Origin of the sequence: Ideonella aquatica (genome assembly GCF_018069755.1) — a bacterium.
GTDB classification, from domain to species: Bacteria; Pseudomonadota; Gammaproteobacteria; order Burkholderiales; family Burkholderiaceae_C; genus Ideonella; species Ideonella aquatica.
Genome location: NZ_JAGQDE010000007.1, coordinates 1 through 23808 on the forward strand (window position 1 = coordinate 1; position 23808 = coordinate 23808).

Annotated in this window: 20 protein-coding genes; 10 read left to right on the plus strand and 10 right to left on the minus strand. The window is 69.8% G+C overall.

The genetic code is table 11. The features are described from left to right. Nucleotides 1–42 precede the first annotated feature (42 nt). From KAK06_RS09575 to KAK06_RS09605, 7 genes are all read right to left on the minus strand, one after another. Nucleotides 43–756 carry a TRADD-N-associated membrane domain-containing protein gene (locus KAK06_RS09575; RefSeq protein ID WP_210801724.1) on the minus strand — a complete coding sequence of 238 codons (714 nt, stop codon included), beginning with the start codon at nucleotides 754–756 and terminating at the stop codon, nucleotides 43–45. A gap of 516 nt (nucleotides 757–1272) precedes the next feature. Further along, nucleotides 1273–2109, minus strand: a complete 837-nt coding sequence (locus KAK06_RS09580) for an SDR family NAD(P)-dependent oxidoreductase (RefSeq protein ID WP_210801725.1) — start codon at nucleotides 2107–2109, stop codon at nucleotides 1273–1275. Next, the gene (locus tag KAK06_RS09585) at nucleotides 2106–3449 is read right to left on the minus strand and encodes a glutamine synthetase family protein (RefSeq protein WP_210801726.1); all 1344 of its coding nucleotides are present in this window, start codon (nucleotides 3447–3449) and stop codon (nucleotides 2106–2108) included. The genes KAK06_RS09580 and KAK06_RS09585 overlap by 4 nt, the downstream gene beginning before the upstream one ends. Beyond that, nucleotides 3446–4426 carry a glycerophosphodiester phosphodiesterase gene (locus tag KAK06_RS09590; RefSeq protein ID WP_210801727.1) on the minus strand — a complete coding sequence of 327 codons (981 nt, stop codon included), beginning with the start codon at nucleotides 4424–4426 and terminating at the stop codon, nucleotides 3446–3448. The genes KAK06_RS09585 and KAK06_RS09590 overlap by 4 nt, the downstream gene beginning before the upstream one ends. A gap of 59 nt (nucleotides 4427–4485) precedes the next feature. Next, entirely contained in the window at nucleotides 4486–4902 is a 417-nt protein-coding gene (locus KAK06_RS09595; RefSeq protein WP_210801728.1) for a hypothetical protein, read from the minus strand. Between the two features lie 100 nt (nucleotides 4903–5002). Further along, entirely contained in the window at nucleotides 5003–6148 is a 1146-nt protein-coding gene (locus KAK06_RS09600; RefSeq protein ID WP_210801729.1) for an NAD(P)/FAD-dependent oxidoreductase, read from the minus strand. Between the two features lie 29 nt (nucleotides 6149–6177). Then, the gene (locus tag KAK06_RS09605; protein ID WP_210801730.1) at nucleotides 6178–9720 is read right to left on the minus strand and encodes an indolepyruvate ferredoxin oxidoreductase family protein; all 3543 of its coding nucleotides are present in this window, start codon (nucleotides 9718–9720) and stop codon (nucleotides 6178–6180) included. Between the two features lie 184 nt (nucleotides 9721–9904). On the opposite strand from KAK06_RS09605, the gene KAK06_RS09610 reads away from it, so the two are divergent. From KAK06_RS09610 to KAK06_RS09640, 7 genes are all read left to right on the plus strand, one after another. Beyond that, the gene (locus KAK06_RS09610) at nucleotides 9905–10417 is read left to right on the plus strand and encodes an Lrp/AsnC family transcriptional regulator (RefSeq protein WP_210801731.1); all 513 of its coding nucleotides are present in this window, start codon (nucleotides 9905–9907) and stop codon (nucleotides 10415–10417) included. A 92-nt stretch (nucleotides 10418–10509) separates the two neighbouring features. Next, on the plus strand, nucleotides 10510–11586 hold the full coding sequence (locus KAK06_RS09615) for a GGDEF domain-containing protein (RefSeq protein WP_247652765.1): 1077 nt from the start codon (nucleotides 10510–10512) through the stop codon (nucleotides 11584–11586). Then, nucleotides 11583–12161 carry a hypothetical protein gene (locus KAK06_RS09620; RefSeq protein ID WP_210801733.1) on the plus strand — a complete coding sequence of 193 codons (579 nt, stop codon included), beginning with the start codon at nucleotides 11583–11585 and terminating at the stop codon, nucleotides 12159–12161. The genes KAK06_RS09615 and KAK06_RS09620 overlap by 4 nt, the downstream gene beginning before the upstream one ends. Nucleotides 12162–12322: 161 nt before the next feature. Then, on the plus strand, nucleotides 12323–12646 hold the full coding sequence (gene yajC / locus KAK06_RS09625) for a preprotein translocase subunit YajC (RefSeq protein ID WP_210801734.1): 324 nt from the start codon (nucleotides 12323–12325) through the stop codon (nucleotides 12644–12646). Between the two features lie 58 nt (nucleotides 12647–12704). Then, nucleotides 12705–14603, plus strand: a complete 1899-nt coding sequence (gene secD / locus KAK06_RS09630) for a protein translocase subunit SecD (protein ID WP_210801735.1) — start codon at nucleotides 12705–12707, stop codon at nucleotides 14601–14603. An 18-nt stretch (nucleotides 14604–14621) separates the two neighbouring features. Next, entirely contained in the window at nucleotides 14622–15659 is a 1038-nt protein-coding gene (secF, locus tag KAK06_RS09635) for a protein translocase subunit SecF (RefSeq protein WP_210801736.1), read from the plus strand. Between the two features lie 33 nt (nucleotides 15660–15692). Then, complete coding sequence (locus tag KAK06_RS09640) at nucleotides 15693–18209, plus strand: DUF1631 family protein (RefSeq protein WP_210801737.1); 2517 nt, start codon at nucleotides 15693–15695, stop codon at nucleotides 18207–18209. A 36-nt stretch (nucleotides 18210–18245) separates the two neighbouring features. Here KAK06_RS09640 and KAK06_RS09645 read toward each other — a convergent pair whose 3' ends face one another. From KAK06_RS09645 to KAK06_RS09655, 3 genes are all read right to left on the minus strand, one after another. After that, nucleotides 18246–18698: a Smg family protein gene (locus tag KAK06_RS09645; RefSeq protein WP_210801738.1), complete on the minus strand. Its 453-nt coding sequence runs from the start codon at nucleotides 18696–18698 to the stop codon at nucleotides 18246–18248. A gap of 89 nt (nucleotides 18699–18787) precedes the next feature. After that, a complete protein-coding gene (gene dprA, locus KAK06_RS09650) occupies nucleotides 18788–19909 on the minus strand; it encodes a DNA-processing protein DprA (RefSeq protein WP_210801740.1) in 1122 nt (373 codons plus the stop codon). A 22-nt stretch (nucleotides 19910–19931) separates the two neighbouring features. Then, the gene (locus KAK06_RS09655; RefSeq protein ID WP_210801742.1) at nucleotides 19932–21092 is read right to left on the minus strand and encodes a LysM peptidoglycan-binding domain-containing protein; all 1161 of its coding nucleotides are present in this window, start codon (nucleotides 21090–21092) and stop codon (nucleotides 19932–19934) included. 254 nt (nucleotides 21093–21346) lie between these two features. Between KAK06_RS09655 and def the strand changes: the two genes are divergently transcribed. The 3 genes from def (at nucleotide 21347) to htpX (ending at nucleotide 23754) form a co-directional block, all read left to right on the plus strand. Beyond that, complete coding sequence (gene def, locus KAK06_RS09660) at nucleotides 21347–21865, plus strand: peptide deformylase (RefSeq protein WP_210801743.1); 519 nt, start codon at nucleotides 21347–21349, stop codon at nucleotides 21863–21865. Between the two features lie 17 nt (nucleotides 21866–21882). Continuing rightward, nucleotides 21883–22839, plus strand: a complete 957-nt coding sequence (fmt, locus tag KAK06_RS09665; protein WP_210802030.1) for a methionyl-tRNA formyltransferase — start codon at nucleotides 21883–21885, stop codon at nucleotides 22837–22839. Between the two features lie 63 nt (nucleotides 22840–22902). Beyond that, nucleotides 22903–23754 (plus strand): zinc metalloprotease HtpX, encoded by an 852-nt coding sequence (gene htpX, locus KAK06_RS09670; RefSeq protein WP_210801744.1) that lies wholly within the window; start codon nucleotides 22903–22905, stop codon nucleotides 23752–23754. The last annotated feature ends 54 nt before the right edge of the window (nucleotides 23755–23808 follow it).

Sequence of the window (23808 nt, forward strand, 5' to 3'; positions counted from 1 at the left end):
TGCTGGCATCCGTCGGGCCGTGGGGCGCATCTGCCCTGGCAATCACCGTGAGGTCACCACCGCCATCAACACCGCGTGGGCGACGGGTCTGTGCCGAGGCGGCGACTTGAAATTCGCAGGTCCGACTAGCTGAGCAAAGAAGAAATTGAGCTGCTCTAAACTGTTCCGGTACAGGTAAAAATAGGCGGCCCCGATGAATTGACTAAGCACGCCTGCAATAGAAGTAATGGCGGCAAGATCCATCCGAGGCGACTCGCCCAAATAGAAGAGCCATATTCCGCCAACAACTGTTGCCAAGCCAACTACGATTGCAAATACGCTGAAGGTGAAGCTATTTCTTGCTTGGCTCTTATTGATGGTGTAGTACTCATTGAGTTGATTCAGACTTAGTTGGATGGTGTCCAAAATGTCTGGCTTCGGCTTTTCCGCAAGCCTATCTGTTATTCGCTTTCGCTCTTCGTGGAGTGACTGGAGTTCGAGCCTGAGTACCCCTCCTCCCTTGACCTTGAGTCCGACGTAGGCGGCTAGTCCGACAAAGAGCATGAAGAAAGACACGCCGGCAACCCCACCGAGAGTCGGTGCCAATTGCTCAGGAGGAAGCGGCCATTTCAGAAATTCCGCTGAAAGTGCCAGCGAGCCAGCCAACCCGAGCCCCGCAATTGATAGCGCGACGACAACTCGTCGGACTTGCGGGTTGCGCTTTAGCACTTCAATAAGAACGCCGAGTGCATCAAAGAAAATATCGAAGAAGGGCAAAGTAGCGTCCTAGTCGGGAATTTTGCGGTGGCTAACGTGTTGTCATAGGGCGCAACATCCTGCGAACGCCGAACAGCGCCGTTTTATAAGGTAGCCCTGAGCTACCGGGACGTCGCTGATGCCCATGACTTTCCTCCTGTTGGCTGTATTTTTATACAGTATAAAGTTCTGGACAAGACCGGAGCCGAGTCACAACTGATTGTGGCGGTGCTCAACGGTTCTTGCCAAGGGAGGCAGCGATTGAGCCCGGCCGGTGCGACGTGCGAGACTTCAAGCCGCCGCGACAGCCCTGAGGATGTCTGGTTGGCCTCGCACGAAGGTGGCAGCGTAGTGCAACTGCAGGCACTGGGCCAGGCTGCAGGATCGCTGCGGATCCATCAGCAGGCGCACGCCGTTGTAGTGGAGTTCATCGGCCCGACCAGGCCCGCTTGCGGCGCGGGCGGCCAGATCGCCAGACGGGTCGTGTAGCCCGCAGGCGCCGAGGCCTGCTTGCTGTTGTCACCTTGAGCCGCAGTCTCAGCTCCGCAGCCGGTCCAGCCCGAACAGCGCCGACAGCTTGGCGTCCAGCGTGGCGGTGGGCAGCAGGCGCTTGAGCCACACCAGCCGGGCGCTGTTGGCGCCGGCGCGGTAGAGCGGGCCGGGCGCGGTCTGCATCAGGTGGGCGGCCAGGCCGCGCACAAAGTCATCCACCGGCGTCGCGCCCTTTTGCGAGGCCTGGGCGCGGCGCAGCACCGCCTTGGCGATGGGCGCGTACAGCGAGCCCTCGGGCAGTTGCACCCGCGCGCCACCGGCGTCGCCAAAGCCCGAGACGATGCCGCCCGGCTGCACTGTCACCACCCGGATGCCGAAGGGCGCCAGCTCCATGCGCATCGCGTCGGCCAGCGCATGCAGCGCGGCCTTGCTGGCGCAGTAGGCGCCGGCAAAGGGCGTGGCGGTGACGCCGGAGACACTGCCGATGTGCGCCACGCAGGCCTGCGGCGCGGCGGCGCGCAGCCGCGGCAGCAGGGCCTGCGTCACCGCCACCGGGGCCACCACATTGGTGTCGAGCTGCTGCCGCAGCGCCTGCGGTGACAGGTCCATCAGCGCGCCGAACTGGCCGTAGCCGGCGTTGTTGACCAGCAGGTGCAGCGGCAGGCCCTCGGCCTGCAGCGTGGCGGCCAGCGCGGCGATCGAGGCGGCGTCGTCCACATCCAGCGCCATGGCGCGTGCGCCGGCATCCACCAGCGCCTGCAGCCGCTCGGGCTGGCGCGCGGTGGCGATCACGCGCCAGCCGCGGCGCAGCAGTTCGGCCGCCAGCGCGGCGCCAATGCCGCTGGAGCAGCCGGTGATCAGGGCGGTGCGTGTGCTCGTCATGCCTGGGGCGCCAGAAAGCGCCGCTCCCATTCGCTGATGTGGTTCAGGTAGCTGTCGTGCTCCAGCGCCTTGACCGCCAGGTAGGCGCGCACGAAGTCGGCGCCCATCAGCCGCGCGGCGTGCGGGCTGTGGGCCATGCGCTCGTGCGCGGCCAGGAAGGTGCGCGGCAGGCCGTGCGATTCGTCGTAGCCGTTGCCCTGGACCGGCTCGGTGGGTGTGAGCTGTTCGTCCAGCCCGGCCAGCCCGGCCGCCAGCGACGCGGCGATCGCCAGATAGGGGTTGGCATCGGCGCCGGCGATGCGGTTCTCCACCCGCCGCGCCGCCGGCGACGAGGTCGGCACGCGCAGGCCCACGGTGCGGTTGTCGCGGCCCCAGGCCAGCGTGGTCGGCGCCTGGCTGCCGCTGACATAGCGCCGGAACGAGTTGACGAAGGGCGCGTAGACCAGCATCAGGTCCGGCCCGTAGGCCTGCAGGCCGGCGATGAAGTGGCCCAGCGCGGGGGTGTCGGCGCCTGCCGCGTCGGTGAAGATGTTGCGGCCCTGGGCATCCACCACGCTCTGGTGCAGGTGCATGCTGCTGCCGGCCTCGCCGCTGATCGGCTTGGCCATGAAGACCGCGTTCAGGCCATGCTGCAGCGCCACCTCCTTGGCCGCCAGCTTGAACAGGAAGGCCTGATCGGCCACCGCCAGCGCGTCGCCGTGCAGCAGGTTGATCTCGTACTGGCTGCAGCCCACCTCGTGGATCCAGGTGTCGCCGCGGATGCCCAGCGTGTCGATGGCCGCATGGAAGGCGTCCCAGAATGGCGCCAGTTCGTTCAGCAGGTTCAGGCTGAACGCCGACTGGCCCACCTCGGCGCGGCCGCTGCGGCCCATCGGGGCGGTCAGCGGCTTCGCGGGGTCGGTGTTGGGCGCGGTCAGGTAGAACTCGATCTCGGGCGCCACCACCGGCGTCAGACCGCGCTCGGCGTAGCGCGCCAGCACCGACTGCAGCACCTGGCGCGGCGCGAAGGCGCAGGGCCGGCCGTCCAGCTCGATGCAGTCGTGGATCGCCATCCAGCGCGGCGTGCTGGCCCAGGGCACCGGGCGCAGCGTGGCCAGGTCGGGCACCAGGCGCACGTCGGGGTCGGCGTCGGGGAAGATCGGGTCGTAGGAGTACTCGCCGGTCACGCACTGCATCGGGATGGCCTGGGCGATGCGCAGCTCCTGGCCGCGCGCAAAGGCGGCGGCGGGCATCAGCTTGCCGCGCGGGTAGCCCGAGACATCGGGGAACAGGCATTCGATGTCGCGCACGCCCAGCGCCCGGAAGCGCTCGGCCAGATCGTCGTTGGAGGAGGTGTTCATTTCACGCCTGCGGGCAGCGGCAGGCCCTTGTCGGTCATGACCGCGCGCAGGCGGTCGGGGTAGTCAGTGATGATGCCGTCGACGCCCCAGTCGATCAGCTCGGCCATGCGGGCCTGGTCGTTGATCGTCCAGGGGATGACGACCAGACCCAGGCCGCGCGCCTCCTTCAGCAGCGCGGGCGTGAGGTTGCGGTGGTTCACCCCCCAGATTACGCCGGGCGCGTCGCCAGCCGAGGCACGGATGGCGCGCGGCACCGAGCCGCCATGGTCCTTCACCAGGTGGCCGGCGGTCCAGGTGCCGTCGCGCACCGTGGAGTAGTCGGGGAAGTCCATCGTCAGATACATCGTGCGCAGGCCCGGCTGCTTCTTGTGCAGCAGCTGCAGCGTGCGCCAGTCGAAGCTCTGCACCATCACCCGCGGGGTCATGCCGTGCGCGCGGATCACCGACAGCAGCGCATCGACGAAAGGCTCGGGCGCCAGCGTGTCCTCGGGGTAGCGCGGGTCGAGCTTGGTCTCGATGTCGAAGTGGATGTCCTTCGCGCCCAGCCGCCGGACCAACTCGAACACCTCGGCCAGCGTGGGGATACGCTGGCCGTCGATCGCCTGCTGGTCGGGGAAGTCGCGGCCGTACTTGGTGCTGCTGTCGTGGCGGCCCACATCGTGGCGCTTCACCTCGGCCAGGCTCAGGCGGTGGATCAGCAGGTCGTCACGGGTGAGGAAGCGGCCCTCGGCGTCACGCACGATGGCCTTGTTCAGCGCTCGGTCGTGGTGGATCACCACCACGCCGTCGGCGGTGACCGCGGCGTCCATCTCCAGCGTGGTGACACCCAGGCGGATCGAGCGCTCAAAGGCGGCCAGCGTGTTCTCGGGCCACAGGCCGCGTCCGCCGCGGTGCGACTGCAGGTCAAAGGCGCAGGCACCGGACAGTGCCGAACAGAGAATCAGCGCCAAGGCGGCGGCACGCAGGTGAAGGCTCATGCAGCGAGCTTACCTGCGTCCATCGACAACGGGGCGGCCGAAGCGCACCCCGGGGCAGGCTACAGGCGCACTGCGGAGAAGCAACCGGTGTTGCCGTGGGTGTCCCGCTGTTTGCCGTGCATCGTGATGTCGGCCTTGACCTTGCCCTTGTAGACCGTGCCCGTGGAGTAGTTGAAGGTCACCTTTTTGTCCACCTGGACCCAGGTGCCCGTGGCGCCGCCGCTGGACACGAAGGTGCCATCTGCGTTGATGGTCCACGTCACGGTACCGTCGGCGCCGTCACAGAACCAGTCGTAGGTCATCGACCACGTGCCGACGATCGACGCCACCTCGGGCGACACCTGGGATGGCTGAGCAATCAGCTGCAGCCTCGGTTCGGCGCTGGCGCCCAGCCCGGCGTCAGAGGCCGCGGCGGCGGTGCTCAGGAAAGCGGCGCCAGCCAACGCGGCCAGGCAAACGATGCGTGAGATCGACATGAGTCGTAGGCTTCCAGTGAGGGGTGATGTGGTCGCGCCAGGTCCGCCGTCCGGCGGACTGACCGGCCCAGAATAGTCCATGGGCTCGGTCGCCATCGCTTCAAACTAGGGGTCGCACGGCGTGCCTTGGCGCCATCGCCTCAGCGCGCACGCCACAGGCTGTCAGCCCCTCGGATGCGCGATCGCCACGCAGCAGACTGGCCGCCAGTGCGGCGGCGCCCGCGGCGCTCTGGATGCCGTAGCCGCCCTGGCCGGCCAGCCAGAACAGGCTGGGCACGGCGGGGTCGGCGCCAATCACCAGCTCGCCATCGGGCGCGAAGCTGCGCAGGCCGGCCCAGGTGTGGCGCGGCCGGCGGATCGTCAGTGTCGAGACCTCCTCGATCCAGGCAATGCCCAGCGCGATGTCCAGTTCCTCGGGCTGCACGTCGTGCGCCGCCACCGGGTCGGCATTGGCCGGCGAGCCCAGCAGCACGCCGGCATCGGGCTTGAAGTAGCCGCGGTCGTCCAGCGCGGCCAGCACCGGCCAGCCGCGCGTGTCCACGCCGGGTGGCGCGTCGAAGGTGAAGGCGGCGCGGCGGCAGGGCTGGATGCACTGCGGCGCGGCGCCCAGCAGCGCGGCCACCGGGTCGGCCCAGGCGCCCGCGGCGTTGACCACCCGGGCGGCCAGCAGCGGCTCACCGCGCGCTGGCTGCAGCCGCCAGCCTTCGTCCACCCGCTCGGCGGACTGCAGCGCGAAGCCGCAGTGCAGCGCCACGCCCGCGCGGCGCGCGCCGGCCAGGAACCCCTGGTGCAACGCGGCGACGTCGATGTCCATCGCGTCGGCCTCCAGCAGCCCGCCGATCACCTGGTCCGGGCGCAGCACCGGCACACGCGCCAGCACGGCGGCGGCGTCCAGCGTCTCAATGACGGTGCCGGTGGCCTGCAGCGCGGCGCGCGTCTCGTCCATCAGCGCCTGCTGACCCGGCCCGGCCAGGTACAGCGCGCCGCGCGGCGACAACAGCGGCACGCTGCAGAAGCCGGCGGGTGGCGATGCGTAGAAGGCCCGGCTGGCGCGGGTCAGCGCGCGCGCCTGCGGCGGGCCGTAGCTCTCCATGAACATCGCGGCCGAGCGGCCGGTGCTGTGCCGGCCGGGCTGGTCCTCGGCTTCGAGCAGCGCGATGCGCAGCGGTGGTCCGCCGTCATGGGCCAGGGTCCAGGCGAGCGAGGCGCCAGCGATGCCGGCGCCGACAATGGCGATGTCGAACATCGCCCGATTGTCAGCTCAGCGCAGACCGCTCAGGCGCCGCGCCACTGCGCCATCAGCTGCGCCCACCTCGGCCGGACGGCGGCCAGATGCCGTGCCTTCACGTGGCCGTAGCCGCGGATCTCCTCGGGCAGGCTGGCGATCTGTACCGCCAGCGGCAGCTTGTCGGGGCTCAGACTGCTCAGCAGTTCCTCGATGCAGGCGCGGTACTCGTCGATCAGCGCGCGTTCCTCGCGCCGCTCGGGGTGGCGGCCGAAGGGGTCCAGGGCGGTGCCGCGCAGGCCCTTGAACTTGACCAGCAGACCCATGGCGCTGCGCACCCAGGGGCCGTAGGCGCTCTTGACCAGCTCGCCGCGCTCATTGGTCTTGGCAAACATCGGCGGCGCCAGGTGGTGCACCAGCTTCACCTCGCCGTCGAACATCGCCGCCACCTTGGCGGTGAACTCGGGCGCGGTGTGCAGGCGGGCCACCTCGTACTCGTCCTTGTAGGCCATCAGCTTGAACAGGTAGCGGGCCACGGCCTCGGTCAGGCGGGTGCCGTGGTTCAAGGCGGCTTCGCGCTGGCGCACCTGCTCGACGAAGGCGCGGTAGCGCTCGGCGTAGGCGCTGTCCTGGTAGCCGGTGAGGAACTCGACGCGGCGCTGCAGCAGCTCGTCCAGCGAGGGCCGCTTGACGATCTGGATCACCTGCTCGGCGGCGAACAGCGCCTTCACCGCGGCCAGGTCGTGGGCGCAGCGGCGGCCCCACTCGAACGCGGCCTTGTTTTTCTCGATCTGGGTGCCGTTCAACTCGATCGCCCGCATCAGCGACGCATGGCTCAGCGGCACGCGGCCCTGCTGCCAGGCGTAGCCCAGCATCAGCGGGTTGGTGTAGATCGAGTCGCCCAGCAGCTTGACCGAGACCTCCTCGGCGTCAAAGGCGGCGAAATGCGTGTCGCCCACGGCCGAGCGCACCGCGTCCTCGCAGCCGTCGGCCGGGAACTGCCAGTCGGCGTTGCCGATGAAGGCGGCGGTGGGCGTGCGGTGGCTGTTCATGGCCACGAAGGTGCGGCCGGGCTGCATCGCGGTCAGCGTGGGCTTGGCGGCGGTGACGATGGCCTCGCAGCCGATCACCAGGTCGGCCTTGGCGGTGTCGACCTTGGTGGCCAGGATGTTGGCCGGGTCGTCGGCGATCTGCACATGGCTCCAGGTGGCGCCGCCCTTCTGCGCCAGACCGGCGGCGTCCTGGGTGACGATGCCCTTGCCTTCCAGGTGCGCCGCCATGCCCAGCAGCTGGCCGATGGTGATGACGCCAGTGCCGCCGATGCCGGCCACGACGATGCCCCAGGCCTCGGGCGCCGCGGGCACCAGCGGATCGGGCACCGCCGGCATCGCCAGGTCCTTGCCGCCGGCCTTGGGCTTCTTCAGCGTGCCACCTTCGACGGTGACGAAGCTGGGGCAGAAGCCCTTGACGCAGGAGAAGTCCTTGTTGCAGGTGTTCTGGTTGATCTGGCGCTTGCGGCCGAACTCGGTCTCCAGCGGCTCGACCGAGACACAGTTGCTCTGCGTGGAGCAGTCGCCGCAGCCTTCGCAGACCAGTTCGTTGATCACCACCCGCTTGGCCGGATCGGCCATCAGGCCGCGCTTGCGGCGGCGGCGCTTCTCGGTGGCGCAGGTCTGGTCGTAGATGATGGCGGTGGTGCCTTTCAGTTCGCGGAACTGGCGCTGGATGGCATCCAACTCATCGCGGTGGTGCACGGTGACGCCGGGGCTCAGCGCCGCGCCCTGGTATTTCTCGGGCTCATCGGTGACGATCACCAGCCTGGCCACGCCTTCGGCGGTCAGGCTTTGCATGATCTGCAGCACGCTGTGGCCCTCGGGCCGCTCGCCCACGCGCTGGCCGCCGGTCATGGCCACGGCGTCGTTGTAGAGGATCTTGTAGGTGATGTTGACGCCAGCGGCGATGCTCTGGCGGATCGCCAGCAGACCCGAGTGGAAGTAGGTGCCATCGCCCAGGTTGGCGAAGATGTGCTGTTCCTTGCTGAAGGCTGCCTGGCCCACCCAGGGCACGCCCTCGCCGCCCATCTGGGTGAAGGTGCTGGTGGCGCGGCCGGGCATCCAGTTGACCATGTAGTGGCAGCCGATGCCGGCCACCGCGCGCGAGCCCTCGGGCACGCGGGTGCTGGTGTTGTGCGGGCAGCCCGAGCAGAACCAGGGCGTGCGCTCGCCGGTGTTGACCGTCAGCGTGGCCAGTTCGCGCTCCTTGGCCTCGATCACGCGGATACGGGCGTCCATGCGGGCGCGCACGTCGTCGGGCACACCCAGCTTGGTCAGGCGCTTGGCGATGGCCTTGGCGATGATGGCCGGCGTCAGGTCGGCCTTGGCGCGCAGCAGCCAGTTCTCGCTGGGGTTGGGGCGGCTCCATTCGCCGCCGCTGTGGTCGGCGCTGTCGTCCTCGTCGAACTTGCCCAGCACGTTGGGGCGCACATCGGTGCGCCAGTTGTAGAGCTCTTCCTTGAGCTGGTATTCGATGACCTGGCGCTTTTCCTCGACCACCAGGATCTCCTGCAGGCCCAGCGCGAAGTCGCGGGTGATGGTGGCCTCCAGCGGCCAGACCACGTTGACCTTGTGCAGGCGCAGGCCGATGGCGCGGCAGACGTCATCGCTCAGGCCCAGGTCGGCCAGCGCCTGGCGGGTGTCGTTCCAGGCCTTGCCGCTGGCAATGATGCCGAAGCGGTCATTCGGCGTGGCCACCACGTTGTGGTTCAGGCGGTTGGCGCGCACATAGGCCAGCGCGGCGTACCACTTGGTGTCCATCAGCCGGGCTTCCTGCTCCAGCGGCGGGTCGGGCCAGCGGATGTGCACGCCACCCGGCGGCATGATGAAGTCCTCGGGCAGGATGATTTTCACGCGGTCGGCCGAGACATCGACGCTGCTGCTGGACTCGACGATGTCCTGGATCGTCTTCATGCCGGTCCACACGCCGGCGAAGCGGCTCATCGCGAAGGCGTGCAGGCCCATGTCCAGGATGTCCTGCACGCTGGACGGGAAGAAGGTGGGCAGGCCGCAGGCCTTGAAGACGTGGTCGCTCTGGTGGGCGGCGGTGGAGCTCTTGGCGACGTGGTCGTCACCGGCAATCGCGATCACGCCGCCGTGCTTCGCGGTGCCGGCCATGTTGGCGTGCTTGAAGACATCCAGGCAGCGGTCCACGCCCGGGCCCTTGCCGTACCAGATGCCGAACACGCCGTCGTGCTTCTTCTGCTCGGGGAACAGGTCCAGTTGCTGCGTGCCCCACACGGCGGTGGCGCCCAGCTCCTCGTTGACGCCGGGCTGGAAGACGATGTGCTGGGCCGCCAGGTGCTTCTTCGCCGCCTGCAGCGACTGGTCGTAGGTGCCCAGCGGCGAGCCGCGGTAGCCGCTGATGAAGCCGGCGGTGTTCAGGCCGGCGGCGGCGTCGCGGGCGCGCTGCAGCAGCGGCAGGCGCACCAGCGCCTGCACGCCGCTCATGAAGGCCCGGCCGCTGGGCAGGGTGTACTTGTCATCGAGCGTGACGGCTTCCAGTGACTTCAGCACGGCAGCGGGCAGCGGGGCGTTCATTGGTGGCGGCTCCTGAGGGGGCGTGGACGGGCGGCGCCGGCTTGTGGCCGGGACCGGGCCCACCGGGGGGGATGGCGTGGAACGAGTGTAGGAGCGAGCGGCCGAGAAGTGCTTTCTTTCGATTGCCAAGTGGGGTGATCTGGAGAAACAATCTTGCTCTGCGAAAGAGAAACGAGATTGAAAATTGCCAGACGCTGGATATTCAGGGCAAACCCGGAGCGCCGCGCCCCCGGCGCTGGACCGCTACGACGTGGCCATCCTGGCCGCGCTGCAGCGCGACGCCCGGCAGTCCAATGCCGACCTGGCCGCCGCGATCGGCCTGTCGGCCGCGCCCACCTGGCGCCGGGTGCGCCGGCTGGAGGAGCTGGGTGTGATCACCGGCTACCGCGCCGAGATCGACCGCCGCAAGATCGGCCTGGGCGTGCTGGCCTTTGTGCGGGTGGACACCGAACGCGACAACGCCGAGAGCACCCGGGCGCTGGAGGCGGCCATCCGCGGCCTGCCCGAAGTCATCGCCTGCCACTACATCAGCGGCGCCGGCACCTTTGAGTTGCAGGTGCTGGTGCCCGATCTGGACGCCTACTCGCGCTGGACGATGGAAACCCTGTTCAAGCTGCCCAACATCAAGGACCTGCACACCAGCTTTTCGTTGGGCGAGGTCAAGGCGGGCGCAGCGCTGCCGCTGGGGCATCTCTAAAGTCCTGCGCCCGCGTGCCGATAGGCCCGACCATGCACGGGTCTCTTCACACTGCTGGCCTCCGGCTGCTCGGTCCGCCGGGTCGCCGCCGCATGCGTGTGCAGCAAACCTTGCTGGGCATGCCGGCGCTGCTGCTGATGCAGTGCCTGCTGCTGGTGGAGCACCGGGTCAGCGGCGCGCCGCTGGCGCCGCTGGTCGCCTACGCGGTGATCACCTGGGCTGGTTGTGCCATCTTCTACGGGCTGGTGCGCAGCGGCTGGAGCGAGCGGCTGAGCAGCGAGCCTTCGCTGAGTCTGCCGCAGATGACTTTCGCGATGGGCTGCGTGGTCTGGGCCTATTGGCTGGCCGGACCGCTGCGGCCGGCGTTGCTGCTGCTGATGCCGCTGACACTGAGCTTTGGCGTCTTCGCGCTGGATGACCGGCGGGTGCGCACCTTGTCAGCGCTGGGCATTGTCGGCGTGGGCGGCGTGGTGGCGTTGCGGCTGCCGGCGCAGTCGGCCTGGCCCGACGTGGCGCTGGACCTGTCGATGTGGCTGTTCACCGCGGTGACGCTGGCCTCGATCGGCGTGCTGGCGCGGCGCCTGGCGCGCATGCGCGAGCGCCTGCGGGCGCAGAAAAGCGAGTTGCGCGATGCGCTGGCACGCATCCAGCTGTTGGCCACGCGCGACGCCCTCACCGGCCTGCTCAACCGCCGCGCGATGATGGAGCAGCTGCAGGCCCTGGCCCGCAGCCGCCAGCCAATGACCCTGGCCCTGGCCGATCTGGACCGCTTCAAGCAGATCAATGACGAACACGGCCATGCGGTGGGCGACCGGGTGCTGCAGGCCTTTGGCCAGCGCGCCCAGCAACTGTTTGGCGAGGCCGGCCTGGTGGCGCGCTGGGGCGGCGAGGAGTTCCTGTTCGTGATGCCGCACGCCGACGAGACCCTGCTGCGCATGCTGCTGGAACAGCTGCGCAGCACGCTCGCCGGCTCGGCCCACGAGGGACTGCCGGTCAGCGTGCGCATCGGCTTCTCGGCCGGCGTGGCGCGCTGCCAGGCGCTGGCCGAACTCGAGGAGGCGATCGAGCGTGCCGACCAGGCGATGTACCGCGCCAAGGTGGCTGGCCGCGGCTGCACCAGCGGCCAGGCCGCCGCCGCGGCCCAGGATCCGGTCCGGGAGCCCGCATGAGGGTGGCCCTGCTGGCGGCAACCCTGGCCGCCCAGGCGGCCGGCGCCGCGCCGCGCCCGAGTGACGACTGGCTGGTGATGCTGCGCTGGCAGGCCATGCCCACCGCGGCCGCTGCCACCGACCGCCACTGGACGACCAAGCCTGCCACCGCCGCGGCCGCGCCGCCGACGGACTGGCCTGCGCTGCGCCTGCGCCCTGGTGCCAGCGCCAGCTGGCGCCAGGACCGCTGGCACCTCGACACCGACACGGCCGCCGGCTGGACCCCGCAGGGCCCGGTGCTCTATGCCGCTGAGCGGCGCAGCCCTGAGCTGCAGTCGCTGTCGCTGCAGGCCCTGCCGTCGCGCCGCAGCGCCGAGCTGAACCTGGCCTGGTCGGTGAGCTGGCCGCGGCCGGACGCGAACGGCGGCCATGAGGCCCGCGGCACGCTGAGCCTGCCGCCCGGCCGCTGGGTCACGGTGGCCGAGTGGGCGCCGACCGGGGCCTGCGCAGCGGCGCTCAATGGCGAGCGGTGCTGGTCGACCACCTCAGACGCCGCCGCAGGCTGGCGCCTGCAGGTGCGCGCCGAGCGCCCCTGAATCGGCGAAGCGGCAGGGGCTGACCGCGGGTTGACCCGGGGCTTGCCGGTGAACTTTCCGCCCGCACCTACAATCCGAGCCCACTGCGCGCGCCGGGCCCCGGCGCGCTGCGCTGTTGCGCCCTGCCATTCCGGCGGGCCCCGTCATCCGAGGATTCCTTCGTGTTCATCTCCAATGCCTATGCCCAAGCCGCCGCGCCCGCCGCGGGCGGTGCCTCCAGCCTGATGCAGTTCCTGCCGCTGGTGCTGATGTTCGTGGTGCTGTACTTCATCATGATCCGGCCCCAGATGAAGCGCCAGAAGGAGCACAAGGCCATGATCGACGCGCTGGCCAAGGGCGACGAGGTCGTGGTCTCGGGCGGCATCCTGGGCAAGGTCACCCGCCTGGGCGACAGCGTGCTGCATGTCGAGGTGGCCAATGGCGTCGAGATCCAGGTCCAGCGCCCCTCGATCGTGCAGGTGCTGCCCAAGGGTTCGCTGAAGTAAGCCGACCCGTCTTTCCTCCCTCACGAGGCGCGGGCCGGCTGGCCCGCGACATCCGCGCATGAATCGCTATCCCTGGTGGAAATACGCGCTGCTGGCCCTGGCGCTGGTGGTGGGCCTGATCTACACGCTGCCCAACTTCTTCGGCGAGGCGCCGGCGGTGCAGGTGTCCAGCGGCAAGGTCACCCTCAAGGTGGATGCCTCGCTGCAGGCCCGCGTCAGCGAGGTGCTGGCCGCAGCGGCGATCCAGCCCGACTTCGTGCAGTTCGAGGGCAACTCGGTCAAGGCGCGCTTCGCCAGCACCGATATCCAGATCAAGGCCAAGGACGCGCTGACCAAGGCGCTCAACCCCGATGCCAACGATCCCTCGTACATCGTGGCGCTGAACCTGGTGTCGCGCTCGCCGCAGTGGCTGACCAGCCTGCACGCGCTGCCGATGTACCTGGGCCTGGACCTGCGCGGTGGCGTGCATTTCCTGATGCAGGTCGACATGCGCGCGGCCCTGACCAAGAAGGCCGACTCGATCGCCAGCGATGCGCGCACCATGCTGCGCGACAAGAACATCCGCCACGCCGGCATCTCGCGAGAGGGCAACAGCGTGCTGGTGGCCTTCCGCGATGCCGCCACCCGCACCCAGGCGCGCACGCTGCTGGAGAACAACCTGCCCGACGTGCAGTGGACCGACAGCGCCGCCGCCAATGGCGACCCGGTGCTGAGCGGTTCGCTCAAGGAGCCGTCGATCCGCAAGGTCCAGGAAGCGGCGATCAAGCAGAACATCACCACGCTGCACAACCGCGTCAATGAGCTGGGCACCTCCGAGCCGGTGATCCAGCAGCAGGGCCTGGACCGTGTGGTCGTGCAGTTGCCGGGCGTGCAGGACACGGCCCGCGCCAAGGACATCATCGGCCGCACGGCCACGCTGGAAGTGCGTATGGTCGACGACTCACCCGAGGCCGCCGCGGCGGCCACCGGCGCGGCGCCGGTGCCCTTCGGCACCGAGCGCTATGCCGAGCGCGGCGGCGGCCCGCTGATCGTCAAGCGCCAGGTGGTGCTGACCGGCGAGAACCTCACCGATGCCCAAGCCGGCTTCGACGACCAGCAGCAGCCGGCCGTGCACCTGACACTGGACGCCAAGGGCGCGCGCATCTTCAAGGATGTCACCCGCGAGAGCGTGGGCAAGCGCATGGCCATCCTGCTGTTCGAGAAGGGCAAGGGCGAGGTGGTCACCGCGCCGGTGATCCGCTCCGAGATCGGCGGCGGCCGCGTGCAGATCTCCGGCCGCATGACGACGCAGGAAGCCAACGACACCGCGCTGCTGCTGCGCGCCGGCTCGCTGGCGGCGCCGATGGAGATCATCGAGGAGCGCACCATTGGCCCGAGCCTGGGCCAGGAGAACATCGAGATGGGCTTCAAGAGCGTGGTGGGTGGCTTCATCGCCATCGCCATCTTCATGTGCCTGTACTACCTGCTGTTCGGCGTGTTCAGCTCGCTGGCGCTGGCCTTCAACCTGCTGATGCTGCTGGCCCTGCTGTCGATGATCCAGGCCACGCTGTCGCTGCCGGGCATCGCCGCCATCGCGCTGGCGCTGGGCATGGCGATCGATTCCAACGTGCTGATCAACGAGCGCGTGCGCGAGGAGCTGCGCGCCGGGGCGTCGCCGCAGGCGGCGATCCACGCCGGCTACGAGCGCGCCTGGGCCACCATCCTGGACTCGAACATCACCACGCTGATCGCCGGTCTGGCGCTGCTGGCCTTCGGTTCGGGCCCGGTGCGCGGCTTCGCCATCGTGCACTGCCTGGGCATCATCACCTCGATGTTCTCGGCGGTGATGTTCTCGCGCGGCCTGGTCAACCTGTGGTATGGCCGGCAAAAGAAGCTCAAGTCGGTGTCGATCGGCCAGGTCTGGCGCCCGGATGGCGCCACCGTGCCGGCCGTCGCGGCGGAACAGGACAAGGCCTGAGCGGGCCGGAGACACAGCATGGAATTCTTCCGTATCCGCAAGGACATCCCGTTCATGCGCCACGCGCTGGTGTTCAACGCCATCTCGGCGCTGACCTTCGTCGCAGCGGTGTTCTTCCTGGCCACGCGCGGCCTGCACCTGTCGGTGGAGTTCACCGGCGGCACCGTGCTGGAGGTGGCCTATGAGCAGACGGCCGACCTCGCCAAGGTGCGCGAGGCGGTCGAGACGCTCAAGCTGGGCGAGGTCCAGGTGCAGAACTTCGGTACCTCGCACGACGTCATGATCCGCGTGCCGGTGCGCGGTGACGTCAAGCAGACCGAGGTCTCGGCCAAGGTCTTTGGGGCGCTGTGCGCGGCTGAACAGGGCAAGGTGCTGGACCGCCAGTACACCACCGACAAGGGCGAGCAGGTCAGCCGGCAGGCCTGTGACGTGGCTGGCCACGAGCCCGTGAAGCTTTCGCGCGTCGAGGCGGTGGGCGCCTCGGTGGGTGACGAGCTGGCGCAGGACGGCGCGATGGCGCTGGCCTTCGTGGTGATCGGCATCATGATCTACCTGGCCTTCCGCTTCGAGTGGAAGTTCGCGGTGGCGGCCATCCTGGCCAACCTGCATGACGTGATCATCATCCTGGGCTTCTTCGCCTTCTTCCAGTGGGAGTTCTCGCTGTCGGTGCTGGCGGCGGTGCTGGCGGTGCTGGGCTACTCGGTCAACGAGTCGGTGGTGATCTTCGACCGGATCCGCGAGGCCTTCCGCAAGTACCGCAAGATGACGACGGTGCAGGTGATCGACCACGCGATCACGTCCACGATGAGCCGCACCATCATCACCCACGGCAGCACGCAGATGATGGTGCTGTCGATGCTGCTGTTCGGCGGCCCGACGCTGCACTACTTTGCGGTGGCGCTGACCATCGGCATCCTGTTTGGCATCTACTCGTCGGTCTTTGTGGCCGCCGCAATTGCCATGTGGCTGGGCGTCAAGCGTGAAGACTTGCTGAAAGCTGTGGCATCCGGCAAGGATGGCGACCCGAACGACCCCAACGCGGGTGCGGTGGTGTAGTAGAGTCAACGGGTCTTTGTGCCGACCCGTCCCATGAGCCCTGCGAGTGCCGCGTTCACGCCTCTGGTTGACCAGGCGCGGCAGCGGTTTGTTGAAGCCCTCACCCAGGATGCGTCGTCCCTGGTGACCGCCGTCACCGAGGGCGCGCACCAACTGGTTGACCAGCCCGCCGAGCGCGCGGTGGCGCAGCTGCGTTTCGACATCGTGCAGGAGCTGCGCCGCAACGGCCTGGGCTGGCCGGCGCGCCTGAAAGACCACTTGCAGCGCATGCTCGAACCCACGGCCGCGGTCGACTCGGCCTCGGGCGCGCTGCTCAGCTCGCTGCAGGGCCAAAAGGACTTGTCGCTGGTCGACGACGCCACCGTGCGGCGCGAGATCGCGGTGTCGCGGCTGACGCTGGCGGTCATGGACCAGTGCACCTGGGAAGTGGCCGATCTGCGCGCCCGCTTCGTCAGCACCACCGGCCAGGCGGATTTTCCTGACGATGATGTGCTGCGTCCGCAGGTGATGGCGCGCTGCCTGGTGCGCTCCTGGCTGGCCACCGAGCTCAGCCTGGACGCCTGGCAGCAGCTGGAGTCGGTGCTGCACAAGCGGCTGGCCCAGCGCGCCCAGGAGGCCTACCACGAGGCCAACCGCTGGCTGGTCGAGAACGGTGTGATGCCCGAGATCGACCTGCGACCCTTCATCCGGCGCTCGGACGGCACGCCGACCGCGCCTGGCGGCCTGGATCCGCTGGACGAAGCACCCCCGCCCGCACCGATGGCCGATGCGCCGCTGTCGACCCGGTCGGGATCGGCCGCCGCGCTCGCATCCGCCGGGGCGGCGCCCAGCACGTGGCGACGCCTGTTTCCTGCAGCGGGCGGCGAGGCGGCCGCTGGCGCGGCATCGGCTGGCACCGGTGTGGCCACAGGCGGTGGCAGCGGTGGCGGCACGGTGATGGGCGGCGGCGTCTATGTCGGCAGTGGCGATGGCGACACCCGCAGCGGCCCCGGCAGCACGGGCTACCGCCGCCGCATGGACGAGGAAACCCGCATGATGACCCGCCCGGTGGCGGGGCACCGCATGCCCACCGACGTGGTGCTTGAGCAGTTCGGCCAGATCGTCGAGCGCCACCTGCCCGGCTTTCTGGATACGGTGCAGGCCCAGCCGGCCTCGGCGCAGCTGTCGGCGGCCATGGCGCGCGCCCAGCAGCAGGTGGTTGCCGAGAGCGACGCCGCGCAGGCGCCGGGTGGCGGCGGCGCACCCAGCCCGGCCCTGGTCCTGCGCGACCTGCAGGAGCGCAGCCGCGAGCTCAAGGCCGCTGCCGGCACGCCGGCCGAGCGCGCCACGATCGAGCTGGTGGCGCTGCTGTTCCAGAGCATCCTGACCGACGACCGCATCCCCGCCACGATCCGCGTCTGGTTCGCCCGGCTACAGATGCCGGTGCTGCGCGTGGCGATCGCCGAACCCGACTTCTTCTCCTCCGAGGAGCACCCCGCGCGCCGCCTGATCGACCGCATGGGCGCCTGCGTGATGGGCTTTGAAGGGGCGGGCAGCACCGAAGCCGTGGGCCCGGCCCTGGAAGCCGAGATCAAGCGCATCGTGCAGGTCGTCGAGGCCTTCCCCGACACCGGCCGGCGCGTCTTCCAGACGGTGCTCAACGAGTTCGAGAAATTCCTCGAGGCCTACTACGCCGACCACGACGCGACCACCCGCATGGGCATCTCGCTGGCGCAGCAGGTCGAGCAGCGCGAGACGCTGGCCATCCAGTACACGATCGAGCTGCGCAAGCTGATCGCCAACATGCCCATCCATGATGGCGTGCGTGATTTCCTGTTCCACGTCTGGGCCGATGTGCTGGCCACCACCGCGATCCGCCATGGTCCGCAGAGCGACGCGCTGATCCAGGTGCGCGAGGCGGCCACCGAGCTGATCTGGACCGCCACCGCCAAGACCACGCGCGAGGAGCGGGCCCAGGTCATCCGCCGCCTGCCGCCGCTGCTGGCCACGCTGCGCCAGGGCATGAATGCGGTGGGCATGTCCTCGCAGAAGCAGGAAGAATCGATCAAGGCGCTGAACCTGGCGCTGACCGCGGCCTTTGGCGCACGCGCGGCCACCATCTCCGACGAGCAGTTCGAGCACCTCAAGCAGCGCCTGGAGACCATCGAGGAGCTGCTGCCCGACGACGATTTCGAGATCGACGACAGCTGGATCCTCGACGAGTCCAACCACGGCAGCGACGGCCTGGAGGTGGTGGGCGACGGCGGCTCGATGCCCGGCCCGGCCATGATCCAGTGGGCGATGCAGCTGGCCGTGGGCGACGCCTTCCGGCTCGAGTTCCGTGGCCGTCAGGAGACGGTGCGCCTGGTCTGGCAGGGCATGCATCGCCAGCTGTCGCTGTTCTCGGCCGGCGAGGGGCGCTGCCTGCTGTTCCAGAAGGCGCGCCTGGCGGCCTTTCTGCAGGCCGGCCTGCTGCTGCCGGTGCAAGAGGAGTCGCTCACGGCCACCGCCACGCGCGAGGCGCTGCGCCGCATCGAGGCCGACCCGGGCCGGCTGCTGGCGCCCGCCTGAGCGCCTGGACGGCACGGCCGCCCCTGCGGCGCCAGCTCAGTGGATGACCCGGTCCTCGGGCACGTCGAACAGTTCGTCCAGCACCAGCGCATCCGGCTCCTCGCCGCGCGACCAGAACAGCATCAGCAGGATGATCTTCAGCTCGTCCAGCGGCAGCGGGCCGTCGCCTGCGGCCATGGCGCGGTCGATGGTCTGCTCGCGCAGCTCGGGCGTGAGCACGCCGGCCGATTCCAGGAAGCGCAGGAAACCCAGGCCCTCGGGGCCCAGCTGGTCTTCCTCGCGCGGCAGGTAGACGCGCTGGCTCAGCCGCGCCGGCGCCGCCAGCAGCGGTGCGCCGGAGTCGTCCAGGCCGTCCAGCCACTGCAGGGCGTCGCGGATCTCGTCGGACTCGAAGCCCACGGCCGAGAGCTTGCGCCTGAGCTGGTCGGGTTCCGGGCAGGCCTCGGGCCGCCAGTAGTTTTCGTAGAGGTAGACCAGCACATCGAACATGCGGGGATCATAGCCGCTGGGCCGGGCCGCCCAGGCGGGTGAAACAGGGCCGCGAGGGGGTGCTCTTCCGGCCGTTGGCCGGCGCTGGTTCAGGCGCGGCCGATGCGCTGGAAGCGCCCGCCCGGCAGCCGCGCCACGCGGCCCGCCAGCTCCAGCGCCAGCAGCCGTGCGCTGAGCGCCGCCGCCGGCCAGCCGCAGCGCGCCTGCAGCGCGTCCAGGCCCAGGGTCTCGTCGCCCAGCGCGCCGAGCACGGCGCGGTCGCCGGGATCGGCGGCATCGGCGCGCTCGACCTCGGCGGCCGGCGGTGTGGCTGAGCCGATGCCCGCCGGCAGCGCTTCGAGCACGTCGTCGACGCAGGTGACCAGCGCCGCGCCCTGGCGGATCAGCTGCAGGCAGCCCTGCGACTGTCGGGCGTGGATCGGTCCGGGCAGGGCAAAGACCTCGCGGTTGGCCTCCAGTGCCAGCCGGGCGGTGATCAGCGAGCCGGACTTCAGTGCCGCCTCCACCACCAGGGTGCCCAGGCTCAGCCCGGCGATGATGCGGTTGCGCAGCGGAAAGTGCGCGGCCAGCGGCGGCGTGCCCGGCGGGTGCTCGCTGAGCAGCGCGCCGTTGTCGGGGATGCGCGCCGCCAGCGTGCGGTGGCGCGTGGGGTAGACGATGTCCAGGCCGCAGCCGGTGACCGCCACCGTGCCGCCCGGACCGTCCAGCGCGCCCTGGTGGGCCGCGCCGTCGATGCCCGAGGCCAGGCCCGAGACCACGCACAGGCTGCGCCGGCTCAGCTCGGCGGCAAACTCACGCGCATGCGCCAGCCCGGCCGGCGTGGCCTGTCGGCTGCCGACGATGGCCACCGACGGCACCGCCAGCCGCCAGGCCGGACCGTCCAGCCACAGCAGCGGCGGCGGATCGGGGCTGTCGAGCAGCAAGGGCGGGTAGTCGGAGTCGCCCCAGGCCAGCACCTGGCGCTGGGCACCGCCGTCGAGCCAGCGCGCGCTGGCGTCCCAGGCGGCGTCGGCGGCGATGTCGCTGTCCTGGCGGTTCTGCAGCCCCAGGACCGCGGCCGGGCCCACCTGGTCCTGCCACAGCGCTTCAGGGGCGTCGAGCACCGCCTGCGGCGAGCCACAGCTGGCCAGCAGCCGGCGCATCGCGCTGCGACCCACGCCGTTGGCGTGGCTCAGCCGCAGCCAGGCGCGCAGATCGTCCGGATCGACCATGCCCGCGGCAGCGGGGGGCCGCTCAGGGCTGGGTGACCAGATCGCCGCGGGTCACGGCGGTGTTGGACTGCAGCACCAGCGCGTAGGAGACGCGGTCGAAGACACGGAAGACGAAGAGCTCGCCGACGCGGGTGTCGGGCAGGCGCATCACCGCGCGGTCCTCGGTGGTGGTGTCCACCGCGGTCTGGCCGGCGCGCCACAGCGCCAGCACATGGCCGCGCTCCATGCCGTCCTTGGCGCCGCGGTTGATCGAGACGATCTGGTTCTGGCCGGCGTTCAGGCCATCGCCGTGGACGCTGACGATGCGGGCCGCGAAGGTGCCCGCCGGGGCGTGCGGCGCGTAGGCTTCAAAGTCGCGCGGCGGCTGGGGCGCCAGGCGGTCGCCCACCGTGGCCTCTTCGCGCAGCGACGCCACGGTGAAGGTGGCGGGCACGAGTTCGGTGGTCTTGCCATCGGCCGAGGCGCGCACCTCACCGGCGCGGACCTGCTCGACCACGCCCACGTGCCGGGCCTCAAAACCCAGCACCTCGCCGGTCAGCGGGTCGGTCAGCGGCTTGGGCTCGCGGTAGAGCTGCCAGGTGCGCGCCTGGGAGACGTCGCCGCGCACATAGGCGGTTTCGCCGCGCGACAGCAGCACCCGGCCCTCCTGGGTGGCGACGATGCGAGGCGCCTCGATCAGGTTGTTGGCCTCCAGCACGACCGACTCGGTCAGGAAGGGGCCGATCACGCTCATCGGCACCGAACCGATGGCCGAGTCCTGCAGTGCCTCGGGGCGCACGCGCGGCGACAGCTTGCCGTCACCGGCGGATTCGACCGGCCGACCCACGCGCAGCACGGCGCGGCCGCTGCTCTTGTCCAGCCACAGCACCTGGCCGGGGTAGATCAGGTGCGGGTTGCGGATCTGCTCCAGGTTCATGCCCCACAGCTCGGGCCAGCGCCACGGGCTCTTGAGGAAGATCTTGGAGATGCCCCACAGCGTGTCACCGCGCTTGACGGTGTGGCTGTCAGGGGCGTTGGGCGCCAATTCCGACAAGGGCACGCCGGCCTGCGCCACCTTCTGGGCGGTGCTGCGCTGGCCGTCCGTGACGGGGTAGTTGACGGCCGACGCCGGGCCGCTGACCAGGGTCCCACACAGGCCGAGGGCACACAGCAGGGGAAGAAGGCGTGGCAAGGAACGGCTCATGGTTCGAGTCTCCCGGGCGATGAGCCGGAAATCAGTGGCAATGCAACAATCGGGGCCTGGCGGCCACGGTGGCCGGGTCAGACCCGCGAAAAGCTGACGAAAAGCTCAGAAAGCGTCGCAAATTCTGCCCCTAAAGCCTTGATGCCGCAATGAAATGCGGTGACGGCCGTCGCCCAGATTCGCCCCGCCCGCGCAGCGGCTGTTGTGTCTTGTCGACAGCCCGGCGCCCAACCGAGCCCCTCGCCCCTGCTTCCATGGCCCTGCTGAGCATCCTGCGCTACCCCGATCCCCGACTGCACACCGTGGCCCAGCCCGTGGCCGAGGTGGACGCCACCGTGCGCCAACTGGTCGACGACATGCTCGAGACCATGTACGCCGCCGAGGGCGTGGGTCTGGCCGCCACCCAGGTGGATGTGCACCGCCGGGTGATCGTGATGGACACCTCTGAGCAGCGCGACCAGCCCCTGGTGCTGATCAACCCCGAGCTCACCTGGGCCAGCGACGAGCTGCGCGTGGGCGAGGAGGGCTGCCTGTCGGTGCCCACCATCTACGACGAGGTGCGCCGCCATGCCCGCGTGCGGGTGCGCGCGCTGGGCCGCGACGGCCAGCCGCACGAATTCGAGGCCGATGGCCTGGCCGCGGTGTGTGTGCAGCACGAGATGGACCACCTGATGGGCAAGGTCTTCGTCGAGTATTTGAGCCTGCTCAAGCGCGACCGCATCAAGACCAAGATGCTCAAGAAAACGCGCGACGAACAGGCGCGCCAGCGCTGATGGGCGCCGCACCGGCCCTGCGCGTCGGCTTTGCCGGCACGCCCGAATTCGCCGCGGTGGCGCTGCAGGCGCTGCTGACGGCCGGTTTCACGGTGCCGCTGGTGCTCACCCAGCCCGACCGCCCGGCCGGCCGCGGGCTGAAGCTGCTGCCGTCGCCGGTCAAGGCGCTGGCGCTGGAGCGGGGCCTGCCGGTGGCGCAGCCGCGCAGCCTGCGCCTGGACGGCAAGTTCCCGGACGAGGCCCGCCAGGGCCAGACCGCACTGCAGGCCGCGGCGCTGGACGTGCTGGTGGTGGCGGCCTACGGCCTGATCCTGCCGGCCTGGGTGCTGGCCATGCCGCGCCTGGGCTGCCTGAACATCCACGCTTCGCTGCTGCCGCGCTGGCGCGGTGCGGCGCCCATCCACCGCGCGATCGAGGCCGGCGACGACGCCACCGGCATCACCATCATGCAGATGGACGAGGGCCTGGACACCGGCGGCATGATCAGCCGCCGCGCGCTGGCCATCGGCCCCGACGACAGCACCGCCACGCTGCACGACCGCCTGGCCGCGCTGGGCGGCGAGATGATCGTCGACGACCTGCGCCGCGCCGCTGCCGGCCAGGCCTTGTCGGCCACGCCGCAGCCGGCCGAAGGCGTCTGCTACGCCCACAAGATCGAGAAGGCCGAGGGCGCGATCGACTGGTCGCTGCCGGCGGCGGTGATCGAGCGCCGTATCCGCGCCTTCGACCCCTTCCCCGGTGCCAGCTTCACCTGCCAGGGCGAGTTGGTGAAGTGCTGGCAGGCCCGGCTGGCGCCCGGTACCCCCGGCGCCGAGCCCGGCAGCGTGCTGCAGGCCGACGCCCAGCAACTGCAGGTGGCCTGCGGCGATGGCGCGTTGGACCTGCTGCAGCTGCAACGCCCCGGCGGCAAGCGCGCCCCGGCGGGTGCCTTCGTGCAGGCCCGCCCCGGCCTGGCCGGCCAGCGCCTGGCTTGAACTTTCCAGGGTCTGCCCGCATCTGAGGCGGACCAGTCAACCACGGAGCCCCAGGCACCCACCATGTTCAATCTGCTGAAGACCGCCGTGCTGATGGCGGCCATCACCGCCCTGTTCATGACCATCGGCCAATTGCTGGGCGGCCAGACCGGCATGATGATCGCGCTCGTCGTGGCGCTGGGCATGAACGTCTTCAGCTACTGGTTCTCGGACAAGATGGTCCTGCGCATGTACAACGCGCAGGAGGTGACCGAGCAGACCGCGCCGCAGTTCTACCGCATGGTGGCCGAGCTGGCCGCCAAGGCCGAGCTGCCGATGCCCAAGGTCTACCTCATCAATGAGGACGCGCCCAACGCCTTTGCCACCGGCCGCAACCCCAGCCATGCCGCGGTGGCCGCCACCACCGGCATCCTGCGCGTGCTCTCCGAGCGCGAGCTGCGCGGCGTCATGGCCCACGAGCTGGCCCACGTCAAGCACCGTGACATCCTGATCAGCACGATCAGCGCCACCATGGCTGGCGCGATCGGCATGCTGGCCAATTTCGGCATGATGTTCGGTGGCCGCGACTCGGAAGGCCGGCCAGTCAACCCGATCGTCTCGATCCTGGTGATGCTGCTGGCGCCGCTGGCCGCCAGCCTGATCCAGATGGCGATCAGCCGCGCCCGCGAGTTTGAGGCCGACCGCGGCGGCGCCGAGATCTCCGGCGACCCGGCCGCGCTGGCCTCGGCGCTGCAGAAGATCCACCGCATCGCCCGCGGCATCCCGCTGGAGGCCGCCGAGGCCCACCCGGAAACCGCCCAGATGATGATCATGAACCCGCTGTCGGGCGGTGGTCTCAAGGGCCTGTTTTCCACCCACCCGTCCACCGAGGAGCGGGTCGAGCGGCTGATGGTGCTGGCGCGCGGCGCGCGCTGACTCAAGTCCGGGCAGGGGCGGGCCGATAACCCGGTCACAGCCTCCTTTGCGGAC

Excerpts from the sequence above, each read along its gene's own strand:
- KAK06_RS09580 (WP_210801725.1), bottom strand. The coding sequence starts at position 2,109 with ATGACGAGCACACGCACCGCCCTGATCACCGGCTGCTCCAGCGGCATT.
- KAK06_RS09585 (WP_210801726.1), bottom strand. The coding sequence starts at position 3,449 with ATGAACACCTCCTCCAACGACGATCTGGCCGAGCGCTTCCGGGCGCTG.
- KAK06_RS09590 (WP_210801727.1), bottom strand. The coding sequence starts at position 4,426 with ATGAGCCTTCACCTGCGTGCCGCCGCCTTGGCGCTGATTCTCTGTTCG.
- KAK06_RS09595 (WP_210801728.1), bottom strand. The coding sequence starts at position 4,902 with ATGTCGATCTCACGCATCGTTTGCCTGGCCGCGTTGGCTGGCGCCGCT.
- KAK06_RS09600 (WP_210801729.1), bottom strand. The coding sequence starts at position 6,148 with ATGTTCGACATCGCCATTGTCGGCGCCGGCATCGCTGGCGCCTCGCTC.
- KAK06_RS09605 (WP_210801730.1), bottom strand. The coding sequence starts at position 9,720 with ATGAACGCCCCGCTGCCCGCTGCCGTGCTGAAGTCACTGGAAGCCGTC.
- KAK06_RS09615 (WP_247652765.1), top strand. The coding sequence starts at position 10,510 with ATGCGTGTGCAGCAAACCTTGCTGGGCATGCCGGCGCTGCTGCTGATG.
- KAK06_RS09620 (WP_210801733.1), top strand. The coding sequence starts at position 11,583 with ATGAGGGTGGCCCTGCTGGCGGCAACCCTGGCCGCCCAGGCGGCCGGC.
- secD (WP_210801735.1), top strand. The coding sequence starts at position 12,705 with ATGAATCGCTATCCCTGGTGGAAATACGCGCTGCTGGCCCTGGCGCTG.
- secF (WP_210801736.1), top strand. The coding sequence starts at position 14,622 with ATGGAATTCTTCCGTATCCGCAAGGACATCCCGTTCATGCGCCACGCG.
- KAK06_RS09640 (WP_210801737.1), top strand. The coding sequence starts at position 15,693 with ATGAGCCCTGCGAGTGCCGCGTTCACGCCTCTGGTTGACCAGGCGCGG.
- KAK06_RS09645 (WP_210801738.1), bottom strand. The coding sequence starts at position 18,698 with ATGTTCGATGTGCTGGTCTACCTCTACGAAAACTACTGGCGGCCCGAG.
- dprA (WP_210801740.1), bottom strand. The coding sequence starts at position 19,909 with ATGGTCGATCCGGACGATCTGCGCGCCTGGCTGCGGCTGAGCCACGCC.
- KAK06_RS09655 (WP_210801742.1), bottom strand. The coding sequence starts at position 21,092 with ATGAGCCGTTCCTTGCCACGCCTTCTTCCCCTGCTGTGTGCCCTCGGC.
- def (WP_210801743.1), top strand. The coding sequence starts at position 21,347 with ATGGCCCTGCTGAGCATCCTGCGCTACCCCGATCCCCGACTGCACACC.
- htpX (WP_210801744.1), top strand. The coding sequence starts at position 22,903 with ATGTTCAATCTGCTGAAGACCGCCGTGCTGATGGCGGCCATCACCGCC.